This window comes from Corynebacterium sp. MSK297 (assembly GCF_030232885.1).
GTDB lineage: Bacteria > Actinomycetota > Actinomycetes > Mycobacteriales > Mycobacteriaceae > Corynebacterium.
Map to the genome: position 1 here is coordinate 258,016 of NZ_JASPGD010000004.1, position 23,143 is coordinate 281,158.

Genomic DNA, 23,143 nt, shown 5'->3' on the forward strand with positions numbered 1-23,143 from the left:
GGTAGACACAATGTATGTTCGCGTAGATGAGATCACTCGATGCACTCCATCGATCAGTGCATTCAAGTTGGTGCCCGAAGGTGAAGAAGTATTGCCGAACTTTACGTCGGGAGCGCATATCGATGTGCACTTGCCTGGTGGTTTCATGCGGCAGTATTCGTTGTACCGTTTACCCTCTGATGAACAATCTTCTGGAGGTAATTCCGCGGACAATTTTGACACTCACGGAGACCGGAAAGAGGCTAGCAACGGTGGAGATGCCCCTAGTTGTTACCGGATCGCGGTAAAGCGCGAGCCTGATTCACGTGGTGGTTCAATTGCTGCGCATGAATTAGAAGAAGGCGCGCGGTTAGAAATCTCCGAACCGCGGAATAACTTTCCTATGATTAGAGGTGCACAACGCCACGTTTTTCTTGCTGCTGGAGTAGGCATTACACCCATTTTCGAGCACGCTCGCAGGCTGCACGAAAAAGGCGCAAATTTTCAAGTTTTGTACGTGGCGAAATCTGCAGAGGAAGCGGCACTGTCCGAAGAACTCAAGCAGATGTGTCCCGATAACGTGGAATTTGTCTTTGGTGAAAACCGCAGGGCAGACCACACTGCTATGGTTCGAGAGGTTATTGAAGGACCGGAACCAGAACAACGCAGTGGTGGCTTTTTGAAGCGTGCTACCCGGAAAGTGTTGGGGAAAGACGATCCAGCTCGTTTCCATGGTGTGCATGTATATATGTGTGGTCCTGCCGGGTTCATGGATTCCGCCCGTGCGGTGGCTCGTGAGTTTTTGCCGGATACTCGTATTCATAATGAGAATTTTCATCCTCGGACTTCGGCGCACCAAGAAGGAGACGAACCTTTTGTCGTAGAGGTCGATGGCGAAAAGTTCACTATCGGCGTCAGGGAAACGATCGCCGAGGTTCTCGATAGGCATGATGTTCCGGTATATACCTCCTGTGAGGAAGGTACGTGTGGCACCTGTCAGATGATGGTGGTGGAAGGAGCTGCTGATCATCGTGATTCGGTGTTTAGTACTGAACAGCACCAAGCAGGGCGTATTGCTACGTGTGTATCTCGTGCTGAGGGAGAAAAACTCGTCTTGCGCCGTTGTGACCAAGACGACTAATCTAGCGACCAGCGTTTTTTGTCGCAGGGTGCGACATCATTCTTAGCTACTTCGCAGTTTCTATTCTGATTGCACAATCCGATGATTTTGATTGTGCAATTGTGCCATATATAAACATTACGTCGCCAACAATGCAAGATTTTGTGAATGGCGCTATATACTCAATTCATTAATGATGTAGATCACAATTGTTGCTCGAGGGCTATCGAGATTACGGAGATTACAATGTCTAGTCCCACCACAAACCATCACGAGAAACAGAAGACGGCTCACGTTTCCCACGCGCTTGGGGAATTGGAGATTTTGCCTCGTTCGGAAAATCCTTACGAGGACTACCGCTATTTTTACCGAGATGGTATGCCTCTTCGCCCGGCACCAGAACGTCGTACTGCGAAACCATCATGGTCAACACTGCGCCACAATATTTTCGATAAGTGGCATCACGTTCGTGATCAATGGACCTATGATTCGCTGCAAACGCGTTTGTTGGATGACCACATGTGGCAGACTGATGAACAAGGCAACGCGCTGGCTGAGATGTTCAAGCGCGTCGGTGCGAAAAAGGGCCGTTCCGATTTCGAAGTCGCGTTGAATCAGGGAATTGAGGCGGTAAACAACCCGGAGCCGGAATTGCTGGCGTTTTTCGACCACGTCGACCACTTGCCGGAATGGCTGGACCTGGAAGCAGCTGAGCGTGGGCGAGTTGCATATTATAACGTCACGCCTTCTTCAGAGCTGTTGGCCATCGCCTTTGCCTATTGGGCAACTGCAATGGAAGACCGTACGTCTGCCGCAACTGCACAAACGGCCATGTTTGAAAATAAAGCCATGCAACGAGTTAAAGAAACTGTGCAGTTCTTCGTTGATCTCGGGCGCCATGGCGTTTTTGATCGCTATAGCGATGGTTTTAAAGCCGCAGTTCGGGTACGTGTTGCACATGCGCAAGCTAATCGCGGACTGGAACGTCTCTGGGGTAAAGACCACTACAACACCTTTGGACGCCCAATCGGCTCGAGCTTCTTGGTTTCTGGTGAGGGATGGTTTGCGCTCATGCCGTTGGCTATTGATGAATTCTTCGGTCGGCCACATTCTGGACGAGACTGGGACGATGTAGCGATGTATTGGGCCTACGTTCTTTATGTCATGGGGGCCGAAGACCGCATTATCCCGAAAACCGGTGATGAAATGCGCAAAATGACGGATTACATCTACGCCAATGGTGGCATGTCGAGCGACTACCGCGTACAGATTTCTACAGCGTTAATGAGCGCTCTCGAGGAAATTGATAAGAAGATTCCAGCTGTCGTCTTGGGTGCGCTCACCCTCATCGTCGGAGAAGACGACGTTCGATTCATGGTGAAAGATACTAAGTGGGAAAACGCCACTCTCAAGCCCATTGCAGCGGCTTTTGCTGCGAAAGCTCGGGCTGAGGCGGCTTTCTACCGCGCAAAAGATCACCTTCCAGGGGCGAACAAGCGGAAACAAAAACGTGCCCAGGATGGGCGGCCGCCATGGTTGGATAATTTCGAATTGGTGCAAAAACACCTTGAGAAAAACAACCTTGACGTCAAGACCGATTACGCGCTGCACGATACATCTGCAGAAGCTATGCGCTAATCCCAGGCGCACTCCCTACTGGACGTACTCTTTGTATCTGCCGGACGGCTTGCAACCTGGAGGAGAAGGCTTCTTCCATACTGGCATGGTGCGGGCAATGCATGCGCATGTGCGTCGTGTACATACTGCTCTGGGGTTATACCTGGACCAAGGAAGAACAGCAGGACATTTACTACCTGTGGAAGGTCGCAGGCCGCATGGTGGGGGTTCCGGAGACGTACGGAATTGCGTGCCAACGAATGCAACAGATTCTCGAGTTTTCGACACCAACTGTGGCCGAAAGATTCGATCTGTTGCGTAAGAACCCGGGAGCTTTAGAGGAGGAGATTGCAAGAAACGAGCAGCTAATCATAGGTATTCTCGATCCAGAAGCAGCGTATCTGAAGCAGGACGACGGCGTCGTCGTCAAAGACGCTGCATAATGGTAACAACTACCAACGCCAAAATCTGCGTGTTATGCCCTGTGTATTTCGCGCGGTGTGAAAATCACATGGTGTTCGGTAGTCTCTAATCAAACTGAACATTAACTGCAAACGATTCTCTGATCTTGCAAAGGAAGTTTTTTATCATGTCCATTCCATATCGCGTACAAAACCCGGCCACGAACGAGGTCGTCGAATCATTTGATACGGCGACAGACCAGGAAATCCAGGATGTTTTGAGCAAGGCTCATGAGGCATTCCAGACTTGGCGGAACACCACTTTCGCAGAGCGCGCCAAGATTGTTAACAAGGCTGCGGATTTGCTGCGTGAGCGTAAAACCGAGCTAGCAAAGATCGCTGCAGAAGAAATGGGTAAGCAGATCCCAGAGCTGGAAGGAGAGGTTGAGTTCTCCGCTAATATTCTGGCGTTTTACGCGGATCGTGCAGAAGAATACTCCGCTGATATGCCAATTGAGGTTCCTGGCGGTAAGGCAGTGATGCGTCGTTTGCCACTCGGTGTTCTGCTGGGCATCATGCCGTGGAACTACCCTTACTACCAGGTTGCCCGCTTTGCTGGCCCGAACTTGATGAACGGCAACGGCATTATTTTGAAGCACGCCGAGATCTGCCCGAAGTCGTCGGCAGCGTTCGAGAAGATCTTCCTCGAGGCAGGTCTACCAGAAGGCGTTTTCAACAACGTTTATGCTAATCACGGCCAGATCTCCACTATCATTGCTGATAAGCGCATTCAGGGCGTTTCCCTGACTGGTTCCGAGCGCGCAGGTGCCGCGGTTGCTTCACAGGCAGGTAAAGCACTGAAGAAGTGCGTGCTTGAGTTGGGCGGTACTGACCCATACATCGTGCTGGATACGAACGATGTCAAGGACGCAGCAAAGGTCGCTTGGGAAAAGCGCATCGACAACACTGGTCAGGCGTGCACCTCGAACAAACGCATCATTGTCATGGAGGATATCTACGACGAGTTCGTTGATGAGATGGTGCGTATCGCAGAATCCTACAAGCCTGGCGATCCACTCAACCCGAACGAGGGCGAGTTCTACCCACTGTCTTCCCGCGATGCTGCGGAGAAGCTTAACGACCAGGTACAGCGTGCGGTGCAAGAAGGTGCCAAGCTGCACACCGGCGGTGAACTGCACGAGTCCGCTGCGTACTACAGCCCAGCTGTGCTGACCGACGTGCCAGTTGGTTCCGAGTCCTACTACGACGAATTCTTCGGCCCAGTTGCTGAGATCTACTCCGTGAGCTCGGAAGAAGAAGCCATCGAGCTGGCAAACAACTCGAACTACGGCTTGGGCGGCGCAGTTTTCTCGGAAGACAAAGAACGTGCCAAGAAGGTTGCCGACAAGATCGAGTCCGGCATGATCCACGTCAACCTGCCACAGGCCATGACGCCAGTGCTGCCATTCGGTGGCGTGAAGAACTCCGGCTTCGGCCGTGAGCTTTCCGTGCTGGCGCTTGATGAGTTCGTGAACAAGCAGTCCTTCTACGTCAACGACTAAGAAGCGATTGACAAAAGCGACTGACTAATAAGCTCAGTTGGCTTTCACCCGCGGTCCGTGTATTCGGGCCGCGGGTGTTAGTTTTTGATCTCGTCGTAAGACGCTAAGGCTTGGCGACGGGATTCTTTCAGATCTACCACCGGCTGCGGATACATCGGAGTCGCGTACTCTGGAACCCAGTGCTGGATATAACGGTAATCGGGGTCGAAACGCTTGGCCTGAGTATCAGGGTTGAAAATCCGGAAATATGGTGCAGCGTCATCGCCACAACCAGCAGCCCACTGCCAATTGAAAGGGTTCGATGCTGGGTCAGCATCCACCAGGGTGTCCCAGAACCACGCTTCACCGTGGCGCCAATGGATACCGAGGTTCTTCGTCAAAAAACTCGCAACCACCATGCGCACCCGGTTGTGCATAGTGCCGGTTTCCCACAATTCGCGCATCCCGGCATCAACCACCGCAATGCCCGTTTTCCCAGCCCGCCATGCCGAGAAGACGTCGCGAAAATCGTCGGCTGTGGCGACCTCCGGAATGTCTTTCTCGGTTTCTGGCCAACGCGGATCTCGGCGCGTGTTCGCTAGGCGTCGGGCTTCTTCTTCATCCCAGTGCCAATCGAAATGATCGAATTGCTCCCGCACATTGCGCCGGTGCAGCTCTGGCAAATGATAGAGACGGTGCCACGCAAAATCGCGCCACAATAATTCACGTAGGAATGCAGAGGCGTCCTCGCCAGCAATGCGCCCAGTATCACTCGCTTCGGTAACCAGAGCCCACAGGCGGTGGATGCTGATCTCGCCGAAGCGTAAATACGGTGATAGCCGGGAAGTTGCCTGCTTATCTAAACGGTCACGATCAGCAACATAGTGTGGCGCTTGTTTCCGTGCAGCCGCCGCTAATTGGTCTAGAAACCCTTCGGCGACCTGCCAGGCCGGGTTTTCTCCGGGGCTCCAGTGTTGGGCTAGGGAATGCGTCCAGTCGGGCTCGTTCCAGTCAGGCAGCGGGGGCGGGGCGGGAAAATCTATGCCGGGGCCTGCGATCCCAGTTGGACCTAGTTCATCATGACTTGTCGGCGAACGGGCTTGATCATTGACATTGTTGAGGTAGCTGGCAACATTATCTTCTGCAATAGTGCGGGCGGTTTTCGCAAACGGAGTGTAGACCTTATATTGCTTGCCCTGTTGTGTCTGCACTTCCCAGGGCTCGGTTAATAAGTGTCCGGGAAAACTTTTCGCAGCTACGCCGCGCTCATGCAGCACCTGTTTAATTTCTGCATCCAGCTCGCGCAAAGGCTTGTGATAGCGCCGTGACCAGCCCACCGCGGATACCCCGAATTTCTCGACGACGGTAGGAATGATCTCGCGCGGATCGCCCTGGTAATACAGCAGCGGAACACCGTGGGTAGCCAAACGCTTGTTCAGTTGGTGCACGCTGCGTTGCCACCACCAACGCGCGGCTGCGCCTAGTGCCCGGGCCCCTGTTACAGCTGCATCTTCATCGATAACAACGGCAATTACTGGTCCTTGCTTCGCAGCCCAAGCGAGTGCCGCGTTATCTTGCAAGCGGAGATCATCCCGAAACCACATCAGTGCCGGCTGTGGAGTGTCTTTTTCACTTGGCATGCATGCAACACCGAACCTTTCAGCGTTGTGTCTGTGTACGGGAGGGGGCCTGCTGTGCTGGCGGGGCAGTGCCTAGGCTGGTTAGCGCAGCACCACAAGCGCATCATTGCCGCCGGTGCAGCGGATGATTTTCGTGGGCTCGTTGATGCAGCGCATATCGTATTTGTGCTCGGTTACCGGGGAACTAACGGAAACCGTGCGCGGTAAAGTTGCGCGCAGTCCGTCGTCGAAAGAAACACCGTCTATCAGGGCATGTGCGACGTTTGCGGCAAACTCGCATGAGGTATTGCCTTTATTCGCATCGACGGCGGTGATCGAGATCCCCAGGCCATCGCCATACACGCATACCTCGAGGTTCATGCCATCAAGGTGGATATGGGATCCGACTTTGAGCCCGGAAACTTGGCTTTTCAATTCGTTGTAGACCCGTTGTTCTGCTTCGCTAGCGCTCTCCGATGAGCCGGTCCGGCTTTCCGACGGCGTGTGCGGTTCGCGAGCATCGCTGCTGCTTGTGGATCCTTGTGCTGAGTCGTCGTTTGTAGAAGCGCTCGCATTCTTGCTGCTGTTCGCGTCTGCGGACGCAGTTTCGACTACCGTGGAAGTCCGTGTCGTCGTCGCGCCATCACCAAAGACATTTGCGGCCATATTCGATGCAGCAGAACAACCAGCACAACTCGCAATAGTCACACAGCCGACGAGCGAGACCGTAGCCTTGTAGAGGGGGCGGTAACCGCGCAAAGCAGAGAACAAACGCATAAAGCTAATCTTAAACCATTGCACATCTATAGTTGTGCGCTCAACTCCCGCGCGGTTTGTTGGATAATTCCTGCGTAGCACTCGCTAGGGCTGGGGTGCATGCGCTCGGTGGACCCGGAAACGGAGAGCACTGCGACTAGAGAATTACTGGCATCAAATATCGGTGCCGAGATGCTGGCCAGGCCTGGTTCGCGTTCGCCGATGGATTCCGACCAACCGCGTTCGGCGGCCTCGGTGACGTCGGCAAGCGAATAGGAGGCGGTGGCAAGGATTCGGTCGCGCTCATCAGGGGTGACGTCGGCAAGTAAAACCCGGGCAGCTGACCCTGAGTTCAAAGTCAGCGTCGAACCTACCGGCACCACGTTGTGTAAACCTGAAGTTGGTTCGCAGGCGGCGATACAGATGCGCTCGTCGCCGCGGCGCTGGTAAAGCTGCACGGATTCGCCAGTTGATTCCATCAGATTTTCCATAAATGGGGTAGCTGTGGCCACCAGTTTATCCTGGGATCCGGGAAGTTCTGGTCCGGCACCCCAGCGTCCGTCGCCGTGGCGTGCCAAGATCTGGTGCATCTCCAATGCGCTGGCAATCCGGTGTGCGGTGGCGCGGGGTATGCCGGTGTCGGCGCACAGCTCGGAGAGGTTCATGGGGGTTGTCGCGGTGGCTTTCATAATCGCAATTGCACGATCGAGCACCTTGATTCCCGAGATTTCACTATACCGTCCCATACCATGATACTATCTTCCTAACATGTGGGATAACAAGTGAGGTGGAAACCATGACAGAAAAACTCACTCTGGCCGAAAAAGTATGGCGCGATCACGTCGTCGTCGAAGGAGAAGACGGCAAACCAGACCTGATCTACATCGACTTTCAGCTGCTACACGAAGTCACCAGCCCGCAGGCTTTTGACGGGCTGCGGATGAATGGTCGTGCGATGCGGCACCCGGAGCTACACCTGGCCACCGAGGACCACAATGTGCCAACGCAAGGTATTACCAAAGGTAACCTGCTGGAGATCAAAGAAGAAACCTCCCGCACGCAGGTGGGCACGCTGCGCAAAAACTGCGAAGAATTCGGCATCCGCCTGCATTCCATGGGGGATAAGCAACAGGGCATTGTCCACACCGTCGGCCCACAGCTCGGGATCACGCAGCCAGGCATGACCATCGTTTGCGGTGATTCGCATACTTCCACCCACGGGGCATTCGGCTCGATTGCCATGGGCATTGGCACCTCTGAGGTGGAGCACGTTATGGCCACGCAGACGCTGTCGCTGAAGCCTTTCAAAACCATGGCCATTGAGGTCAGCGGTGAACTGCAGCCAGACGTAACGGCTAAGGACCTAATCCTGGCGATCATCGCGAAGATCGGCACCGGCGGCGGGCAAGGCCACATCATTGAATATCGCGGCGAGGCTATCGAGAAGCTTTCGATGGAAGCGCGCATGACCATCTGCAATATGTCTATCGAAGCCGGTGCGCGTGCCGGAATGGTCGCGCCTGATGAAAAGACCTTTGATTACGTGCGCGGGCGCGAATTCGCCCCGGAAAATTTTGACGAGGCTGTTGCATATTGGAAGACCTTGCCGACGGATGACGGTGCCGAGTTCGACACTGTGGTGGAGATCGATGGCTCTGCGCTGCGCCCATTCGTCACCTGGGGAACTAACCCAGGTCAAGGATTGCCGCTAGACGCAGTGGTGCCGAACCCGGAAGACTGCACTGATGATAGCGACCGCGCTGCTACAGAGAAAGCCCTGGCCTACATGGACCTGCAGCCAGGTACTCCACTACGTGATATCAAGATCGACACTGTTTTCTTGGGCTCGTGCACCAATGCGCGCATTGAGGATCTGCGAGCTGCCGCCGAGGTCGTCCGCGGACACAAGCTGGCTCCGGATACCCGCATGATGGTGGTGCCGTCCTCGGCGTGGGTCAAACAGCAAGCCGAAGAAGAAGGCTTGGACAAGATCTTTACCGACTTTGGTGCGGAATGGCGCACCGCGGGTTGTTCAATGTGCTTGGGCATGAACCCGGATCAACTGCGCCCAGGTGAGCGCTCGGCATCGACGTCAAACCGCAACTTCGAAGGCCGTCAAGGCCCCGGCGGACGCACTCACTTGGTCTCGCCAGCTGTAGCCGCTGCTACCGCAATCAAAGGCACCCTGGCCAGCCCGGCGGATTTATAAAGTAGCGAGGACAAAGAGGAGCACAACCCATGGAAAAATTCACCACACACACCGGCGTTGGTGTGCCGATGCCGTACTCCAACGTTGATACCGATCAGATCATTCCTGCGGTCTACCTCAAGCGCGTCTCGCGCACTGGTTTCGAGGACGGTCTGTTTGCCAACTGGCGCAAAAATGATGATTTCGTGCTCAACCGCGAAGAATTCCGTAATGGCTCCGTGCTGTTCGTCGGCCCGGATTTCGGCACCGGTTCCTCTCGTGAACACGCAGTCTGGGCACTGGGAGACTACGGCTTCCGTGCGGTATTTTCGCCGCGTTTCGCCGATATTTTCCGCGGTAACGCTGGAAAAGCCGGTTTGCTGGCGGGCATTATGGAACAAACCGATATCGAGCTGATTTGGAAGCAGCTGGAAGCAGAACCCGGCACTGAGGCGACGGTCGACTTGGAATCGCGTTCCGTGAAGATCGGCGGGAATGTCTACCCATTTGAAATCGACGATTACACGGCCTGGCGCCTGCGCGAAGGCTTGGATGATATCGGGCTGACATTAAAAAATGACGACGCGATTAGTGATTTCGAATCGCGCCGCCCGGGCTTCAAGCCACAGGTTCGTAGCTAGCGCACTGGCAGTGGCGAGGCCAGATAGTCGGCACCGACGAGCGTGCCTTCGCGCAGCGCGAGCACCCAGGTGCCGGCTTTTTTAAATTCCCGCGGTTCGATGTCAAAGTCGGTCTCGGCCGCTAAAGTCTCGATGATCTCCGGCATCATCCCACCTTGTGAGACGATGACCGGGACTCCACCGCCGGTAGCAATCTCCCGGAATCGCGCGGTGGCTGCGGCAAGGTCATCCAGTCCGGCATCCCCCACAATCTGCTCGGTAGTGACTGGCAGGCTTAGTGCGTCGGACAACGGGGCAATGGTGGATTGACAGCGTGCCGGTTCTGCGGAATACAGTGCGGTCGGCTTGTACGCACTTAGCATGGGCACCAGAAATTCTGCTTGCCGACGCCCTTTTTTATGCAGCGGGCGCAGATTGTCATCGCCGCTCCAGGTTTTGCGGTCATGTGCTTTTGCGTGGCGCACATACAGTACGCGCGTGTCGACGGCGTCGTCATGCCGGGTGGCTGCCTGTTCCAAGACTCGCCGGTCGGTGTCGTAGGTCAGCTTGTCGCATGCCTCGTTTACGCTGAGCCAGCGGAGTTTGTTGACCTCATCATTTTTCCGAAATTTCCCGCCGGTGACCTCCGCGTTCCAGTAAAACACCACCTTGGTGCGGCCTTGCACTGGGTAGTTGACTGATCCCAGCAGCGAGCCGAGCTGCACCTGGTAGCCGGTCTCCTCGGCGATTTCGCGCACACAACAGCTTGCCAACGACTCACCGGGATCAACTTTGCCTTTGGCCAGTGACCAATCGTCGTAACGCGGGCGGTGAATGACCGCGACCTCTGCAGTGCCGTTGTCCCCGCGGCGCCACAAGACGGCACCGGCGGCCAGCGTCGGCTTGGGGTAGTCGGCGCCGGGGTTTTTGGCGATCTGGTGGTAGCGGGCGGACAGACTAAATCCGCTCTGGTTATCTTTATCAGCTTCGCTCATCTGGGATTTTTTCACCATGATGACTATCTTTCCGAAAACTATCGCATTTTGCATAACCAGCACGTGCCCAACCCGAGCCTAACCCCCCTGTTCAATTTGTGCCTAATTTTGTGCCTATCGTCTGGTGGTGGCACCTGCCCACCCGGTAGGCTGGTGGGGATGTATTTCAAGGAGGCGCAATGAGGGTCGCGGTCATGGGAGCTGGTTCGTGGGGGACCACGCTGGCAAAAGTTTTCGCCGATGCCGGAAATAACGTCTGCTTGTGGGCGCGGCGTCAAGAGCTGGCAGAAGCCATCAGCAACACCCGGGAAAACCCGGATTATTTGCCGGGTATTACGCTTCCCGACGCCCTGGAAGTCACCACGGATATCGCGGCCGCGCTGGGCGGTTCGGAAATCGTGGTGTGTGGCGTGCCCTCGCAAACTCTCCGCGATAACGTCAGTGCCTGGGCGCCGCTGATTCCCAACGATGCCACGGTGCTGTCGATTTCGAAGGGCATTGAGCGCGGCACCTTGAAGCGCATGACGGAAGTCATCGTGGAAGCCGGCATTGAAGAAGACCGCGTCGCTGTTTTATCGGGGCCGAACCTGGCGCGCGAGGTTGCTTTGGAACAGCCCGCGGCTACCGTGATCGCTTGCGTGGATGAAAACCGCGCGAAGCTGGTGCAGGCCGCGGTGGCGAATCACTATATCCGCCCGTATACCAATACCGACGTCATCGGCTGCGAGCTCGGCGGGGCTTGTAAAAACGTCATTGCGCTGGCCTGCGGCATGGCCACCGGGTTGAGTCTGGGGGAAAATACCCAGGCCACGCTGATCACCCGCGGGTTGGCAGAAATTACCCGCTTAGGCAACGCCCTGGGCGCCGACGAGCGCACCTTCGCAGGCCTGGCCGGTTTGGGTGATCTGGTGGCTACGTGTAACTCGGAGTTGTCCCGCAACCGTACTTTTGGCAAGCGTTTGGGGCTGGGAGATAGCTTGGCGCAAGCGAAAGCCGCAACGAAAGGCCAGGTGGCGGAAGGCGTGATTTCGTCGAATTCGATTTTCCAGCTTGCCCAGGACCATAACGTCGATATGCCGCTGACCCAGGCGGTGTATTCGGTGTGCCATAAAGATCTCGCGGTGGCCGATATGATGGTTTCGCTGATGGGGCGATCGAAAAAGTCGGAGTAGCCCGGATAAGCCGCAGAAACGCGGTGTGCCGGTGGTAGCATGACGCGCATGACAAACAAGACGCGCGTGGCAGTATTTTATGGTGGTCGGAGCACCGAGCATTCGGTTTCTTGCGTATCCGCTTCGGCGGTCATGGCTCACTTGGACCCGGACCGTTATGAGGTTATTCCTGTCGGCATCACTAAAGACGGTGTGTTCACGGTAGGCGAGCAGGGCTTAAAAATTGTTGCTGGCCAGTTGCCGGAAGTTACGCTGCGTGACGAGCTTGCATTATCGCTGAACCCGCAGCGTAGGGTGCTGCACGATCTCACCACCGGTAAAGTGCATGCAGAGTTCGATGTGGTCTTCCCCGTCCTCCATGGACCGTTTGGTGAGGACGGCACCATTCAGGGCATGCTGGAATTAGCCGATATTCCGTATGTGGGCACCGGTGTGTTGTCTTCGGCGGCGAGCATGGACAAGGAGTACACGAAAAAGCTGCTGGTTGCTGAGCAGCTGCCGGTCACCCCGGAGGCAGTCGTCGGGGCAGGTGAAGTGCTTGCCGACGACGACAAGCAGCGTTTAGGCCTGCCGGTGTTTGTGAAACCGGCCCGCGGTGGCTCCTCGATTGGGGTTTCCAAGGTCACTGATTGGCAGGATTTCCCGGCTGCGCTGGATGCTGCGCGTGATGCGGATGTGGCAGGCAAGGCGATCGTGGAAACCGAGATCGTCGGCGATGAGGTCGAGGTTGGTGTTTTGCAGTATCCAGATGGCCGCATCGTGGCTTCCGTGCCAGCGAAGCTGAACAATATTGCTGCCAGCGAAGAGGGCTTTTATGGTTTTGAAACTAAGTATCTTGCCGACGTTGTCACCCCGACCATTCCGGCCCCGTATGATGACGAGCTTACCGGCCAGCTGCAGGACATGGCGCAGGCCGCATTCCGGGCACTTGATTGCCAGGGACTGGCACGGGTGGATTTCTTCGTTACCGCATCCGGCCCGGTGATCAATGAGATCAACACCATGCCAGGTTTTACGCCGATTTCGATGTACCCGCAGGTATTCCAGGCCAGTGGTGTTGCCTACCCGGAGCTGTTGGATACCATGATCCAGACGGCGCTGTCGCGCTAGCGACCCAGACGGCGCTGTCGCGCTAGCGACCCAGACCGCGCCGGAGTGCTAGCGACTCAGACCGCGCTGGCGCGCTAGCAGCTAGCTAGGTCGGCCCGGCGCGCTAGCCGGCATTGGGGGCGGCCGCAGTGTGTTGCTTCAGCAGCTCAGTGATGCGTGAGAGCGATTCTTGCGCAGCAGCTTGCGGCGTCGATACTGCTACCGCAACTTCCCGACCCAACGGGTACCAGGTGGAGGCAGTAGTGCCGTCGGCAAGCACGGTGTCTTCGAACCACGGCACTTCGTTGATTTGTTGCAAACGCTCACCCAGGGGAACGTCGGGGTCCGCGATGCCGCAGCGCAGCACGATCGGCTCGTAGCCCGGGTGTGTCCAGGCGATGGTGTCTTTGGCGGTGTCGTCGTACAGTTCGTAGCCTTCGGCCGGGGTGAAACCATCTTGGGCGGCGCTGATCAGTGGCTGGCAGGCGGCGAGGTCGTCGGAGCTGCCGGAGGCGAGTTCAGATAACGGGGCCGGGTGCGGTTGGTGCTTACGAAGTTCTAAGGCCTCTGTTGCCCCAGTCAATTGTGCGATGGCTTTGTGGGCCTCGCGGGAAGTGGCGGCAGCGCTATCCTGCTCTGTATTTTCTCCGGCAGCGCCAGTGCCTGCACCGTCATTTTCTGCAGCGTTGCCGCCTGCGCGGTCCACGGTGACCGCGACCGTCGGAAAGCGGTTGGTGGAATACCAGGTGGTTAGCGTTGAACCTGGGGTTTGGTCTTGTACCTCGAGCCATTCGGTTGCTGTATTACCGTCACTTGAGCTGCCGCTAGAGTTCTCACTAGAACTAGCACCGTCGGCTGCAACCACTTGCGTGTGTGAATATTCGCTGTATTGGAACGGAGTGTCCACGCCACATCGCAGGCTCACTTGGTCTCGGTAGTTTCCGCCAGCACCAGAGCTTCCGGCGGCCCAGGCGGCCACACCGGCGGGGGCGGGCTCGGCGATTTCTGCGCGTGGGAGGTCAGCGACTTCGTCGGGAAGCGAGTCGATAAGCTGTTGGCATTCGGCAGAATCTGCGTGTTCGGCGGGCAAATCCGATAGTGTCACCGTCGGGGCACCACCACCAATGATGCGCGCACCCGCTAATACCACCGCGACCAGGCCTAGTGATAAGCCCAGCGAGGTGTAAATCGGGGCGCGGCCGATGCCTTCCACCGGGTCGGTAGCTGCCAGCTCGTTGTCTGGTGAAGCGCCATCTGCGCTATCTGCATTTTCTGCACTGTTGGTGGGATCTGCAGTCATAATCGAAAGTCTAACGAACAGCATCGAATGAAAGGCTATGAGTGAGCGATAAGCCAACCCAGCCAGCCAAGACAGTCCAGCCAACTCGCCGTACCCTCGGTGAAGTCAGTGAGCGTGAGGTCATCCAGGCCATTACCGAAGCTGCGCCGTCAGTGATTAACGGTGACGATGCCGCGGTACTATTTCCGGGCCAACCCAACTCGCGCACGGTAGTCGCCACGGACACTTTGGTGGAAGGCCGACATTTCCGCCTGGATTGGTCTAGCCCAGAAGAGGTGGGACAGAAAGCCATCCTGCAAAATTTCGCCGATATTGAGGCCATGGGTGCGCGCCCGACTGCGGTGTTGTTGTCGCTGTCCGCCCCGCCGGAGACCCCGCTGGAGGTCGTGCGCGGTATTGCTGCAGGCATTGGCACCCGGGCCCGCCGGTACACCGCTGAGTTGGTCGGCGGTGATGTCACCAAGTCGAACCAGCTCATCGTCACGATTACCGCTGTGGGTTCGTTGGGCGGTTCCCGTAGCCCGCTGACTTTGGACCGGGCGCGCGCCGGGCAGCAGCTGGTTGCCCATGGTCGTCTGGGGTGGTCGGCCGCCGGGCTGGCGTTGTTGGAGCGGTTTGGCCGGGCGGGTATTCCCCGGGAGCTGACTTCGCTTGTCGACGCCCACTGCGCTCCGTGGCTCAGCCCCAACCGTGGGATGATCGCCCGTGCCGCAGGGGCTTCGGCGATGACGGATAACTCGGATGGGTTGCTGCGCGAACTGCAGTTGTTGTGCCAACGTTCTGGGGTAGGCGTCGATCTGGACTCTGCCGCGCTCGCCCCGGATGACTTGCTCGTCCACGCTGGCGAGGTGCTCGGCATTGACCCCTGGGATTGGGTACTCGGTGGGGGAGAAGACCACACCCTGCTTGCAACCACGGCCAAATCCGCGCCGTCCGGCTTCCGGCGCATCGGTGATATCACCGCCGGGACGAAATCCGCGCAGCACAATGTCTGTATGGATGCCACACCAATCCAACACAGCGCAGCCAACCAAGGATGGGAGTCTTTCCAATGACCGATACTGAGCTTGCCCAGAAACTCTCCGCCTGGCCCGGCCTGCTCAATCGCGTCGACAAGTCCTGGTACCCAGCACTGTCCACTGTGAGCGACGAGATCATCGCGGCCATGAGCTACGCCAGCCAAGGAGACTACCTGCCAGCAGAGGACGACGTTTTCCGCGCGCTGTCCCTACCTCTGGAGAAGGTCCGCGTGCTCATCGTCGGCCAAGACCCCTACCCAACACCCGGGCACGCGATGGGACTGTCGTTTTCCACCCACCCGGCAGCCACCGGGGCACCGCCACGTTCACTGGCGAATATCTACCAAGAACTCGCCGCCGATACTGGCCACGCCGTGACCGCCGACGGCGACCTACGCCCCTGGCACGAACAAGGCGTGCTGCTACTCAACCGGGTGCTCACCGTCGCGCCGGGCCAAGCAGGCTCACACCGCAAACAAGGCTGGGAGGCCGTGACTGAAGCCATCCTGCGCGCCCTACCGGCAGAAAACTTGGTGGCCATTCTGTGGGGCAAACAAGCCCAGGAATGCGAGAAATTCCTCGACTGTCCAGTGATTACCAGCCCACACCCGTCACCACTTTCGGCACGCCGCGGCTTTTTCGGCTCCCGCCCGTTTAGCCGCGCCAACCAGTACCTGACAGACCAGGGCTGCCAGCCAATTGATTGGCAATTATAAGATTGTAAGCTAGAACATCATGTCTTTGCGCCCAGATACTCTTGCCGACGCCACCGCACCTGCCACCCGCCTCGACGGGGCAGGTCTGCGTCGTTGGGCGCAGCGCGCCGCTACAGAGCTGCAGCGTCGGCACAGCGAAATCAACGGGCTGAATGTGTACCCGGTACCGGATTCCGATACTGGCTCGAATATGTCGTTCACCATGGATTCGGCCCTGGCCCAAGCCACCGAAACCCCAGATAACCACGTTGCTACTGCACTAGCCATGGGCGCTGCGCGCGGAGCACGTGGCAACTCCGGGGTGATCCTCTCACAGGTACTACGCGGCATTGCCGATTCTTGCCCAGATAGCTGCCTGCAAGCCCCACAGTTGCGCTTAGCGTTGCACAGCGCAGTGGAATTATCAGAAAAAGCCATTGCCGCGCCGGTAGAAGGCACCATCATCAGTGTGTTGCGCGCCTGCGCACAGGCAGCGGATCCCACGGCAGCGACCGAAGCTACAGAAACAGACTTACTTACCACCGCCTGCGACGCCCTCCACGCCGGTGAACAAGCACTCGCCGCCACGCCCTCGCAGCTGCCAGAACTCCGCGAAGCCGGCGTCGTCGATGCCGGGGGAGTAGGCCTACTAGTGCTGCTGCAAACGCTGGTGGACGAACTCGAAGGCCGCACAGAACCACACGCCAGTGCGCTGGCCACCGATACCTTCGTCTCCCACGCCGACCAGAACCGCAGCCACCACCTGGAAGTGATGTTCTTTTTCACCGGCGACGTCGACCAGCTCGAAGCCGGCATCGCACCATTGGGCGACAGCCTGATCATCGCCCGCGTCAACGACACCGAGGCCACCGTGCACATTCACAGTCACCGCGCAGGGGCAGTGATTGAAGAAAGCCTGGCGCATGGCCGCCCGAGCGATATTCGCCTGGAGGTGCTACCCGATGGCCAGGCAGCGGAAGCAGATGGGGACGGCGACAACCAGGAAGCTGGCGTTGGTGCTGAGGATGCGACCGGGACTGGTTCTGGAGCTGGGGAAGTAGGCAATGACAAAGTTATCCGGCCTGTGAGTAAACACCGGCAACTGGTGGCTTTGGTGGATGATGCGAAGATCGCCGAGCTCTTCGCTCAAGCAGGTGCGCATGTGCTCGCGCCACAGGACTTTGTGCAGCAGCATCGCGGTGGTGCATTCACCGACGCCAGTGGCTCTCATCCCGGTGCAGTGACAGCTGCCAGCATGGCGGAGATGTCACAGTTAACTGTGCTCAGCAACGGCTACACCAACGCCCAGCAGCACCAGCAGTGGCGTTCCCAGGGCGCAGAGGTCATCGAAACCGTCTCACTGTGCGCGGGCATTGCCGCGATTTCGGTGTACGACAAAACCCTGCCCCCAGCCGAAGCCACCGAAATCATGTGTGAGGCCGCGAATGCCATGCGCACAGCAATAATCGAAAACCCAACCGAGTTCGGTGATCAGCTCGGCCCCGAAGTACTACGCATAGCATCTCAGCTGGTGGGAGACGATGCGGAACAGATCACCGTGCTCACCCCGATTCCGGCCGCTATTGACGCCGAGGCACTGGCTAAGTTGGGCGTAGAAGTCATCGTATTTGCCACGGAAACAGGGCCAATTGAACTAGGGGTGGAATGACGTGCTGGGCTGGCGTGATGACCGGGACCTTGCCGACGTCGTCGGTGAGAAAGAAGCCAAGGCAATTGCCAAGGCCCTGGAGATCAACACGTGCGGCGAGTTAATCACGTATTTCCCCCGCGTTTTCTCGCGCCGCGATGACATCATCACGGATGAGGATCTTAATTCTGCCGACCCGATTACTTTTATCTCGACGGTGGTGAAAGCAGACAAGATTGATACGGGTAAAAAACGCACCGAGATTTCTCTCAGCAACGGTGTGACTTTGGTGTTTTTCCACCACCAGGTTTTTGGGGTGTGGAAAGGTGCGACGATCATGGTCACCGGTAAGGTGCGGGTTTTTCAGAAGCATCTGACTGTTACGCACCCGCAATGCTTGGTGTTTAGTAATTCTTCTACAGGCCCTGATAGTAAGCCGAAGAAAGCTTTCAGCAGTGGGGCGATGAAAAAGCTGGAGCGCTATGAGGGGCTGACCGGCTATCTTGCGGCCCAGCCTTTCATTCCGATTTACCGGCAAAAAGGTGGGCTGGAATCTGCGCGGATTTTAGGCGCGATTTATGAATCTTTGCGCACGATGCCGCTGTTGCCAGATCCTGCCAATGGCGGTATGACGCTGAATGAGGCTTTGTGGGATCTGCATTTTCCACCTTTTCTTGGCAATGGCCCGGCTGTGGAAACACTGAAGGACAAAGAAGCGCTCACCCTCGCGTTGGTGATGGCGCTGCGCCGGTTGGATGCGCAAAAGGCTAGTGCCAACCCCTTGCCGCCGGGGGACAAATATCGCCAGCTTGTCGACGGTTTGCCCTACCGGCTCACCGAAGATCAGGAATCGGCGTTATCTGAGATCAGCGGGGAAATGCAGCGTAATTTCCCGATGTCGCGCATGCTGCAGGGCGAGGTGGGCTCCGGCAAAACGGTGGTTGCTCTCGCGGCGATGTTGCAGGCGGCGGATAACGATAAGCAGGCGGCGTTGTTGGCTCCGACGGAGGTCTTGGCGACGCAGCACGCCCGCAGCATCACCGCTACCTTGCGCGCGGCAGGGGTAGAGGCAAACGTCGTGTTGCTGACTGGTTCCATGCCGGTGAAAGCCAAGCGTGAGGCGCTGTTGCAGATTGTTTCTGGTCAGGCGGATATTGTCATCGGTACGCATGCTTTGTTGGAAGATACGGTGGAGTTTTGCGAGCTCAGTTTGGTGATTGTCGACGAGCAGCACCGGTTTGGTGTGGAGCAACGCGATAAGCTGCGCGCGAAGACCTACCCGGTGGCGCACCTGTTGGTGATGACGGCAACGCCAATTCCGCGCACGATTGCGATGACGGTGTTTGGTGATCTGGCGGAATCGACGATCAAGCAGCTCCCGCGTGGGCGCCAGCCGATTAGTTCTTCGGTGGTGCAGCATGAGCAGCAGGGGTGGACCGATCGCATGTGGCACCGGCTGGAAGAAGAACTCGCGGCCGGACGCCAGGCGTATGTGGTCACCCCACGCATTGATGGTGCGGGTGGGGTGATTGAGCTCGCCCTGAAGCTGGGTGCGGAGATCCCGCCGGTGGCTATGCCGAATTCCGCCCCGGAGGATCTGGCAGAGGTGGACCCGTGTGCGCGTTATGGCGAGGATGAGCGCCCGCTGCCGCAGGACAGTTTGTTTGCTGCTTTCGAGCCACCCAAGCGTGAGGTTCTGGACGACGTACCCACGGAGATTGCAGGCGCGCGCATTGGTGTGTTGTTCGGCCGGATGAGCGGGCCGGATAAAGAAGAGGTGATGCAGAAGTTCGCTGCTGGTGAGATCAACGTGTTGATTTCCACCACCGTTATTGAGGTGGGGGTGGATGTGCCTAATGCCACCATGATGATCGTGCGCGAATCGGAGCGCTTTGGTCTTTCGCAGTTGCACCAATTGCGTGGCCGTATTGGCCGTGGCACCCAGCCTTCGGTGTGTTTGTTTCACACTTTGGCTCCGGAGGGCCACCCGGCGAATGCACGCTTGCAGCAGGTGGCGGGTACTAATGATGGTTTCATTGTTGCCCAGATTGATCTTGCGCACCGCAGGGAAGGCAACGTTTTGGGTACTGAGCAGTCTGGTGTGCATTCGCAGTTGAGGTTGTTGGATGTGCAGAATGATTCCGCGCTGATCGAGCAGGCGAAGGTGCAAGCCGCAAGCATCATCGAACACGATGTGGCGATGGCACGCGCGATGGTCGCAGGCATTGACGATGATGGCTACGAGTATTTAGCTAAGACCTAGCTAGGCTAGCGCGGTTTGCCAGGTTTTCGCCGGTTACACTGGTGGGCATGACTCGGATTATTGCAGGCAGTGCCCGTGGCAGGAAGATTGCGGTGCCCGCAGAAGGCACTCGCCCGACTAGTGACCGCGCCCGGGAGGGGCTGTTTTCTGCGTTGAATGCGCGTTTGGAGTTTCCCGGCGCGCGGGTGTTGGATTTGTTTGCTGGTTCCGGCGCACTGGGTTTGGAGGCTGCCAGTAGGGGAGCAGACCGGGTGGTGCTTGTCGACGCCAGCCAGGAGGCCTGCGAAATCATCCGTGGCAATGCTGCCGTGTTGGCTGATATAGACGCCCAGATTGATGTGGTTGCCGCACCCGCGCTGGATTATGTTGCGCGCACTGGTGAGCGCTTTGATCTGGTGTTAGCAGACCCGCCCTATGCGGTAGGCAACGACGAGCTGGCAGAGCTGTTGGATCAGCTACCACGAGTGCTGAACCCGGATGCCATGGTGGTGATCGAGCGGGAAGTGCGCTCAGCGGAAGCTCCGTGGCCAGAAGGCTTTGTTCCGACCACGCAGAAATTGAAACGCCGCACCTACGGCAAAGCGCGGATGGATATGGCCAATTACCGTGGAACTGAGAACGACGGCTGATATCTATAAGCCTGCTACTAACACCCCGAAATTGAAATTTCGGACTGAAAATTCCGGGGCCTTGGCTTTCCGACTACCCAGCAACACAAGGAGAAGCAATGAGCGATAATACCCAGCAGAATAAACGCACCACCGCAGTGTGTCCGGGATCGTTTGATCCGGTGACCATGGGGCACGTGGATATCATCACCCGTGCTGCGCGGTCTTTTGATCACGTCACGGTGCTGGTGACAGCTAACCCGAATAAGAAGGGGTTGTTTAGCGTCGAAGAGCGTATGGAGTTGATCCGGCGTTCCGTCGATTGCGATAACGTCAGTGTCGATGCCTGGAGCGATCTACTGGTGAAATACACCGATGAGCACAACATTGATTGTTTGGTCAAAGGCCTGCGCAGCTCGTTGGATTATGAATATGAGCTGCCGATGGCGCAGATGAACAAGCGGCTATCTGGCATTGATACTTATTTCTTGCTCACCGATGAAAAATACGGTTATACCTCTTCGTCGTTGGTCAAAGAGGTGGTCCGCTTTGGCGGCGATGTTTCGGACCTGTTGCCGGAGCCGGTTTCCAAAGCCATCGCCGAAAAATTTGGTTAAACCTGTGCCTTCTTTTTCATTTGTGTGCGGTCGGCGATAACGAAGGCCGCCACGATGGCCGCGCCAAGCAGCATCATCAGGATGAGCGTCAGGAAGTTTGCATCACCGTCGCCCTGCCAGGGCCAAATCGCGCGCAGTGAGCCGACCATCAGGCCAGCCATGGCTACTAGGGTCAGGGTGCGGTGCTGGTCCAGCAAGTAGTTGATGATCTTCACGAAGGCCACCAGGCCGGTCAGTGCACCCGCGGCGAAGACAGCCAGCACGGTGAGGTCGCGGTCGGAGACCGAGCCGATGACGAAGTTGTACAGGCCCAGGGTCAGCAGGATCAGCGAGCCGGACACACCCGGCAGCACTAGGGCGCAGACCGCAATAGCTGCGGCGAAGAAGACCGCGATCAGTGACGGGTCCCGGTTCGGTTCGGAGGTAAACCCGGTAACGAATGCGACGAGCCCGGCGGCGATCAGGAACGTGATGATCGCCGGGCCTTTCTTTTTGCTCAGGTCCTCGTCAATCATCATCAGCGGCACGATGATGGAGACCGCCACCATGCCGAAGAATAGGGCGCGGGCAACATCTGGGGTGCCTTCCACGAAAGAGCTCAGGATGCCGGATAGGCCGAATACGGCGGCGAACATGCCGACGCCGATGGTGAGCAGGAAGATCCATTCGACTTCGCGGAATTTTGCTTTCAGCAGCAGGTTGGCGTTGTGGAGGGCGCGTTCATAGATGCCCACGATCAACGCGACGGTTCCGCCGGATACGCCGGGAACCAGTTCTGCGGAACCGATCAGCGCACCGCGCAGAATGTTGAGGAGATGAGTAACCATGCGCGCTATTATATGCATCGCGTGGCGCCAGTAATGGCCAAACCGGGAAGTGTCGGTAATTGGTGGCTGCTGCCATTCTCTAAAGGTCACGAAAATAGCTTATGAGCAGCTGATTAGTTAATTACGGTAATGGTGTTATAGGCTATTTAGCGCACGCCCCAGTAGCCCAATTGGCAGAGGCAACGGATTCAAAACCCGTCCAGTGTGAGTTCGAGTCTCACCTGGGGCACCATCTTTAACCCTAGCTATCAGGACAAATGCCAGGTAGTTTGGGTATTTTTGTTTTTAGACTCAGTTTGGTTTGGTCTGATTTAGGTCGGTTCTGGGTCAAAAGTGGGACTCAACGACAAAAGCGTGTCCGGCCGGGGCCTCGACCAGCATATTGTGTCTTTTTTACAAATAGTGAACGGAAAAGGCCGTTTTCGGCGGGCTTATTTGTAAAAAAGACCCCAAAAACAGGGTTAAACGACCTAAACGAAAAAAAGTGGTGCGGATTATTCTCGTGAGACTGTGGTGAAAACTGGTAGGGGCAGGGAGTATCACGATAATTGCCGATGTTTGGGTATTGAGGTTGCTCGCCCAGAGGATTTGCCGCAGATTAACCGCGACTTGTGGGATCTTTGGGTCGATGCGACGTTTGCTGAGCCATCAACTAAGGGGCAGTTTGCTGCATGGAAGGCGGCATTGGCCGCGAGATCTGGCGAGGCGAAATTCTTAGTAGAGCTACCTGTAGTGCCGGGTATTCGGGTACCGGAGTACCGTAACGGCGGCAAGCGCTTGGTAAATGGGGTGGAAGAATATTTGCCGGACTTAGATTCCATGCCTGGCCATGTGCTTTATGGATGGAGAAGCGAAAATATCCCGCAAGAATTTGTGCTAGATAAAACGCTGGGTGGGCATACTGCGCAGTCGTTGCAGCAGGGAAAACAAGATTTCACAGTCGGTTGCGTCCTTTAGTGTGGTGTATCTGTAACTGACGGTGGGCCCTCATGAATGATGCCGACGGCCACCGTAGTACCTTTCGATTCCATAACCACACTTCCTCGAAAGGGATAACCACGATGGCCGC

At 57.0% G+C, this 23,143-nt stretch carries 21 protein-coding genes and 1 tRNA gene; 16 read left to right on the forward strand and 6 right to left on the reverse strand.

The genetic code is table 11. From position 1 onward, the window contains the following. Window positions 1–10 precede the first annotated feature (10 nt). The 4 genes from QP888_RS06310 to QP888_RS06325 all read left to right on the forward strand — a co-directional run bounded on the left by QP888_RS06310 (window position 11) and on the right by QP888_RS06325 (window position 4,679). Window positions 11–1,120: a PDR/VanB family oxidoreductase gene (locus tag QP888_RS06310; RefSeq protein ID WP_284812639.1), complete on the forward strand. Its 1,110-nt coding sequence runs from the start codon at window positions 11–13 to the stop codon at window positions 1,118–1,120. Window positions 1,121–1,345: 225 nt separating this feature from the next. After that, window positions 1,346–2,737: an oxygenase MpaB family protein gene (locus QP888_RS06315; protein ID WP_284812640.1), complete on the forward strand. Its 1,392-nt coding sequence runs from the start codon at window positions 1,346–1,348 to the stop codon at window positions 2,735–2,737. Window positions 2,738–2,838: 101 nt separating this feature from the next. Continuing rightward, on the forward strand, window positions 2,839–3,159 hold the full coding sequence (locus QP888_RS06320) for a hypothetical protein (RefSeq protein WP_284812641.1): 321 nt from the start codon (window positions 2,839–2,841) through the stop codon (window positions 3,157–3,159). 146 nt (window positions 3,160–3,305) lie between these two features. After that, window positions 3,306–4,679, forward strand: coding sequence for an NAD-dependent succinate-semialdehyde dehydrogenase (locus QP888_RS06325; protein ID WP_284812642.1), 1,374 nt, complete (start codon window positions 3,306–3,308; stop codon window positions 4,677–4,679). Window positions 4,680–4,756: 77 nt separating this feature from the next. Here QP888_RS06325 and QP888_RS06330 read toward each other — a convergent pair whose 3' ends face one another. From QP888_RS06330 to QP888_RS06340, 3 genes are all read right to left on the reverse strand, one after another. After that, window positions 4,757–6,298 carry a cryptochrome/photolyase family protein gene (locus QP888_RS06330; protein WP_284812643.1) on the reverse strand — a complete coding sequence of 514 codons (1,542 nt, stop codon included), beginning with the start codon at window positions 6,296–6,298 and terminating at the stop codon, window positions 4,757–4,759. An 81-nt stretch (window positions 6,299–6,379) separates the two neighbouring features. Continuing rightward, a complete protein-coding gene (locus tag QP888_RS06335) occupies window positions 6,380–7,054 on the reverse strand; it encodes a hypothetical protein (RefSeq protein WP_284812644.1) in 675 nt (224 codons plus the stop codon). Window positions 7,055–7,080: 26 nt separating this feature from the next. Continuing rightward, window positions 7,081–7,779 carry an IclR family transcriptional regulator gene (locus QP888_RS06340; RefSeq protein ID WP_284812645.1) on the reverse strand — a complete coding sequence of 233 codons (699 nt, stop codon included), beginning with the start codon at window positions 7,777–7,779 and terminating at the stop codon, window positions 7,081–7,083. Between the two features lie 29 nt (window positions 7,780–7,808). Here QP888_RS06340 and leuC point away from each other — a divergent pair, with 29 nt between their 5' ends. Both leuC and leuD read left to right on the forward strand, forming a co-directional pair. Beyond that, a complete protein-coding gene (leuC, locus tag QP888_RS06345; protein ID WP_284812681.1) occupies window positions 7,809–9,242 on the forward strand; it encodes a 3-isopropylmalate dehydratase large subunit in 1,434 nt (477 codons plus the stop codon). 29 nt (window positions 9,243–9,271) lie between these two features. Then, a complete protein-coding gene (leuD, locus tag QP888_RS06350) occupies window positions 9,272–9,862 on the forward strand; it encodes a 3-isopropylmalate dehydratase small subunit (RefSeq protein ID WP_284812646.1) in 591 nt (196 codons plus the stop codon). On the opposite strand, the gene QP888_RS06355 is transcribed toward leuD, so the two are convergent. Further along, window positions 9,859–10,854, reverse strand: coding sequence for an NUDIX hydrolase (locus QP888_RS06355; protein WP_284812647.1), 996 nt, complete (start codon window positions 10,852–10,854; stop codon window positions 9,859–9,861). The two genes, leuD and QP888_RS06355, sit on opposite strands and share 4 nt — an antisense overlap. Window positions 10,855–11,015: 161 nt before the next feature. Between QP888_RS06355 and QP888_RS06360 the strand changes: the two genes are divergently transcribed. Further along, entirely contained in the window at window positions 11,016–12,008 is a 993-nt protein-coding gene (locus QP888_RS06360; RefSeq protein WP_284812648.1) for an NAD(P)H-dependent glycerol-3-phosphate dehydrogenase, read from the forward strand. Window positions 12,009–12,056: 48 nt separating this feature from the next. After that, entirely contained in the window at window positions 12,057–13,118 is a 1,062-nt protein-coding gene (locus tag QP888_RS06365) for a D-alanine--D-alanine ligase family protein (RefSeq protein ID WP_284812649.1), read from the forward strand. Window positions 13,119–13,221: 103 nt separating this feature from the next. On the opposite strand, the gene QP888_RS06370 is transcribed toward QP888_RS06365, so the two are convergent. Beyond that, complete coding sequence (locus QP888_RS06370; RefSeq protein WP_284812650.1) at window positions 13,222–14,397, reverse strand: DUF3515 family protein; 1,176 nt, start codon at window positions 14,395–14,397, stop codon at window positions 13,222–13,224. 41 nt (window positions 14,398–14,438) lie between these two features. Here QP888_RS06370 and QP888_RS06375 point away from each other — a divergent pair, with 41 nt between their 5' ends. From QP888_RS06375 to coaD, 6 genes are all read left to right on the forward strand, one after another. After that, window positions 14,439–15,452: a thiamine-phosphate kinase gene (locus tag QP888_RS06375; RefSeq protein ID WP_284812652.1), complete on the forward strand. Its 1,014-nt coding sequence runs from the start codon at window positions 14,439–14,441 to the stop codon at window positions 15,450–15,452. Further along, on the forward strand, window positions 15,449–16,132 hold the full coding sequence (locus tag QP888_RS06380) for a uracil-DNA glycosylase (RefSeq protein WP_284812653.1): 684 nt from the start codon (window positions 15,449–15,451) through the stop codon (window positions 16,130–16,132). Before QP888_RS06375 ends, QP888_RS06380 begins: the two co-directional genes overlap by 4 nt. A gap of 19 nt (window positions 16,133–16,151) precedes the next feature. Continuing rightward, on the forward strand, window positions 16,152–17,780 hold the full coding sequence (locus QP888_RS06385; protein WP_284812654.1) for a DAK2 domain-containing protein: 1,629 nt from the start codon (window positions 16,152–16,154) through the stop codon (window positions 17,778–17,780). A gap of 1 nt (window position 17,781) precedes the next feature. Beyond that, the gene (locus tag QP888_RS06390; RefSeq protein ID WP_284812656.1) at window positions 17,782–20,022 is read left to right on the forward strand and encodes an ATP-dependent DNA helicase RecG; all 2,241 of its coding nucleotides are present in this window, start codon (window positions 17,782–17,784) and stop codon (window positions 20,020–20,022) included. A 47-nt stretch (window positions 20,023–20,069) separates the two neighbouring features. Beyond that, on the forward strand, window positions 20,070–20,651 hold the full coding sequence (gene rsmD / locus QP888_RS06395) for a 16S rRNA (guanine(966)-N(2))-methyltransferase RsmD (RefSeq protein ID WP_284584865.1): 582 nt from the start codon (window positions 20,070–20,072) through the stop codon (window positions 20,649–20,651). 98 nt (window positions 20,652–20,749) lie between these two features. Beyond that, window positions 20,750–21,247, forward strand: coding sequence for a pantetheine-phosphate adenylyltransferase (coaD, locus tag QP888_RS06400; protein WP_018120086.1), 498 nt, complete (start codon window positions 20,750–20,752; stop codon window positions 21,245–21,247). On the opposite strand, the gene QP888_RS06405 is transcribed toward coaD, so the two are convergent. Then, window positions 21,244–22,074 carry a DUF368 domain-containing protein gene (locus QP888_RS06405; protein WP_284812657.1) on the reverse strand — a complete coding sequence of 277 codons (831 nt, stop codon included), beginning with the start codon at window positions 22,072–22,074 and terminating at the stop codon, window positions 21,244–21,246. The two genes, coaD and QP888_RS06405, sit on opposite strands and share 4 nt — an antisense overlap. A 155-nt stretch (window positions 22,075–22,229) precedes the next feature. Between QP888_RS06405 and QP888_RS06410 the strand changes: the two genes are divergently transcribed. Together QP888_RS06410 and QP888_RS06415 are read left to right on the forward strand one after the other, a co-directional pair. Further along, window positions 22,230–22,306, forward strand: a tRNA-Leu gene (locus QP888_RS06410). A 326-nt stretch (window positions 22,307–22,632) separates the two neighbouring features. Beyond that, on the forward strand, window positions 22,633–23,031 hold the full coding sequence (locus QP888_RS06415; protein WP_284812658.1) for a hypothetical protein: 399 nt from the start codon (window positions 22,633–22,635) through the stop codon (window positions 23,029–23,031). Window positions 23,032–23,143: the final 112 nt, after the last annotated feature.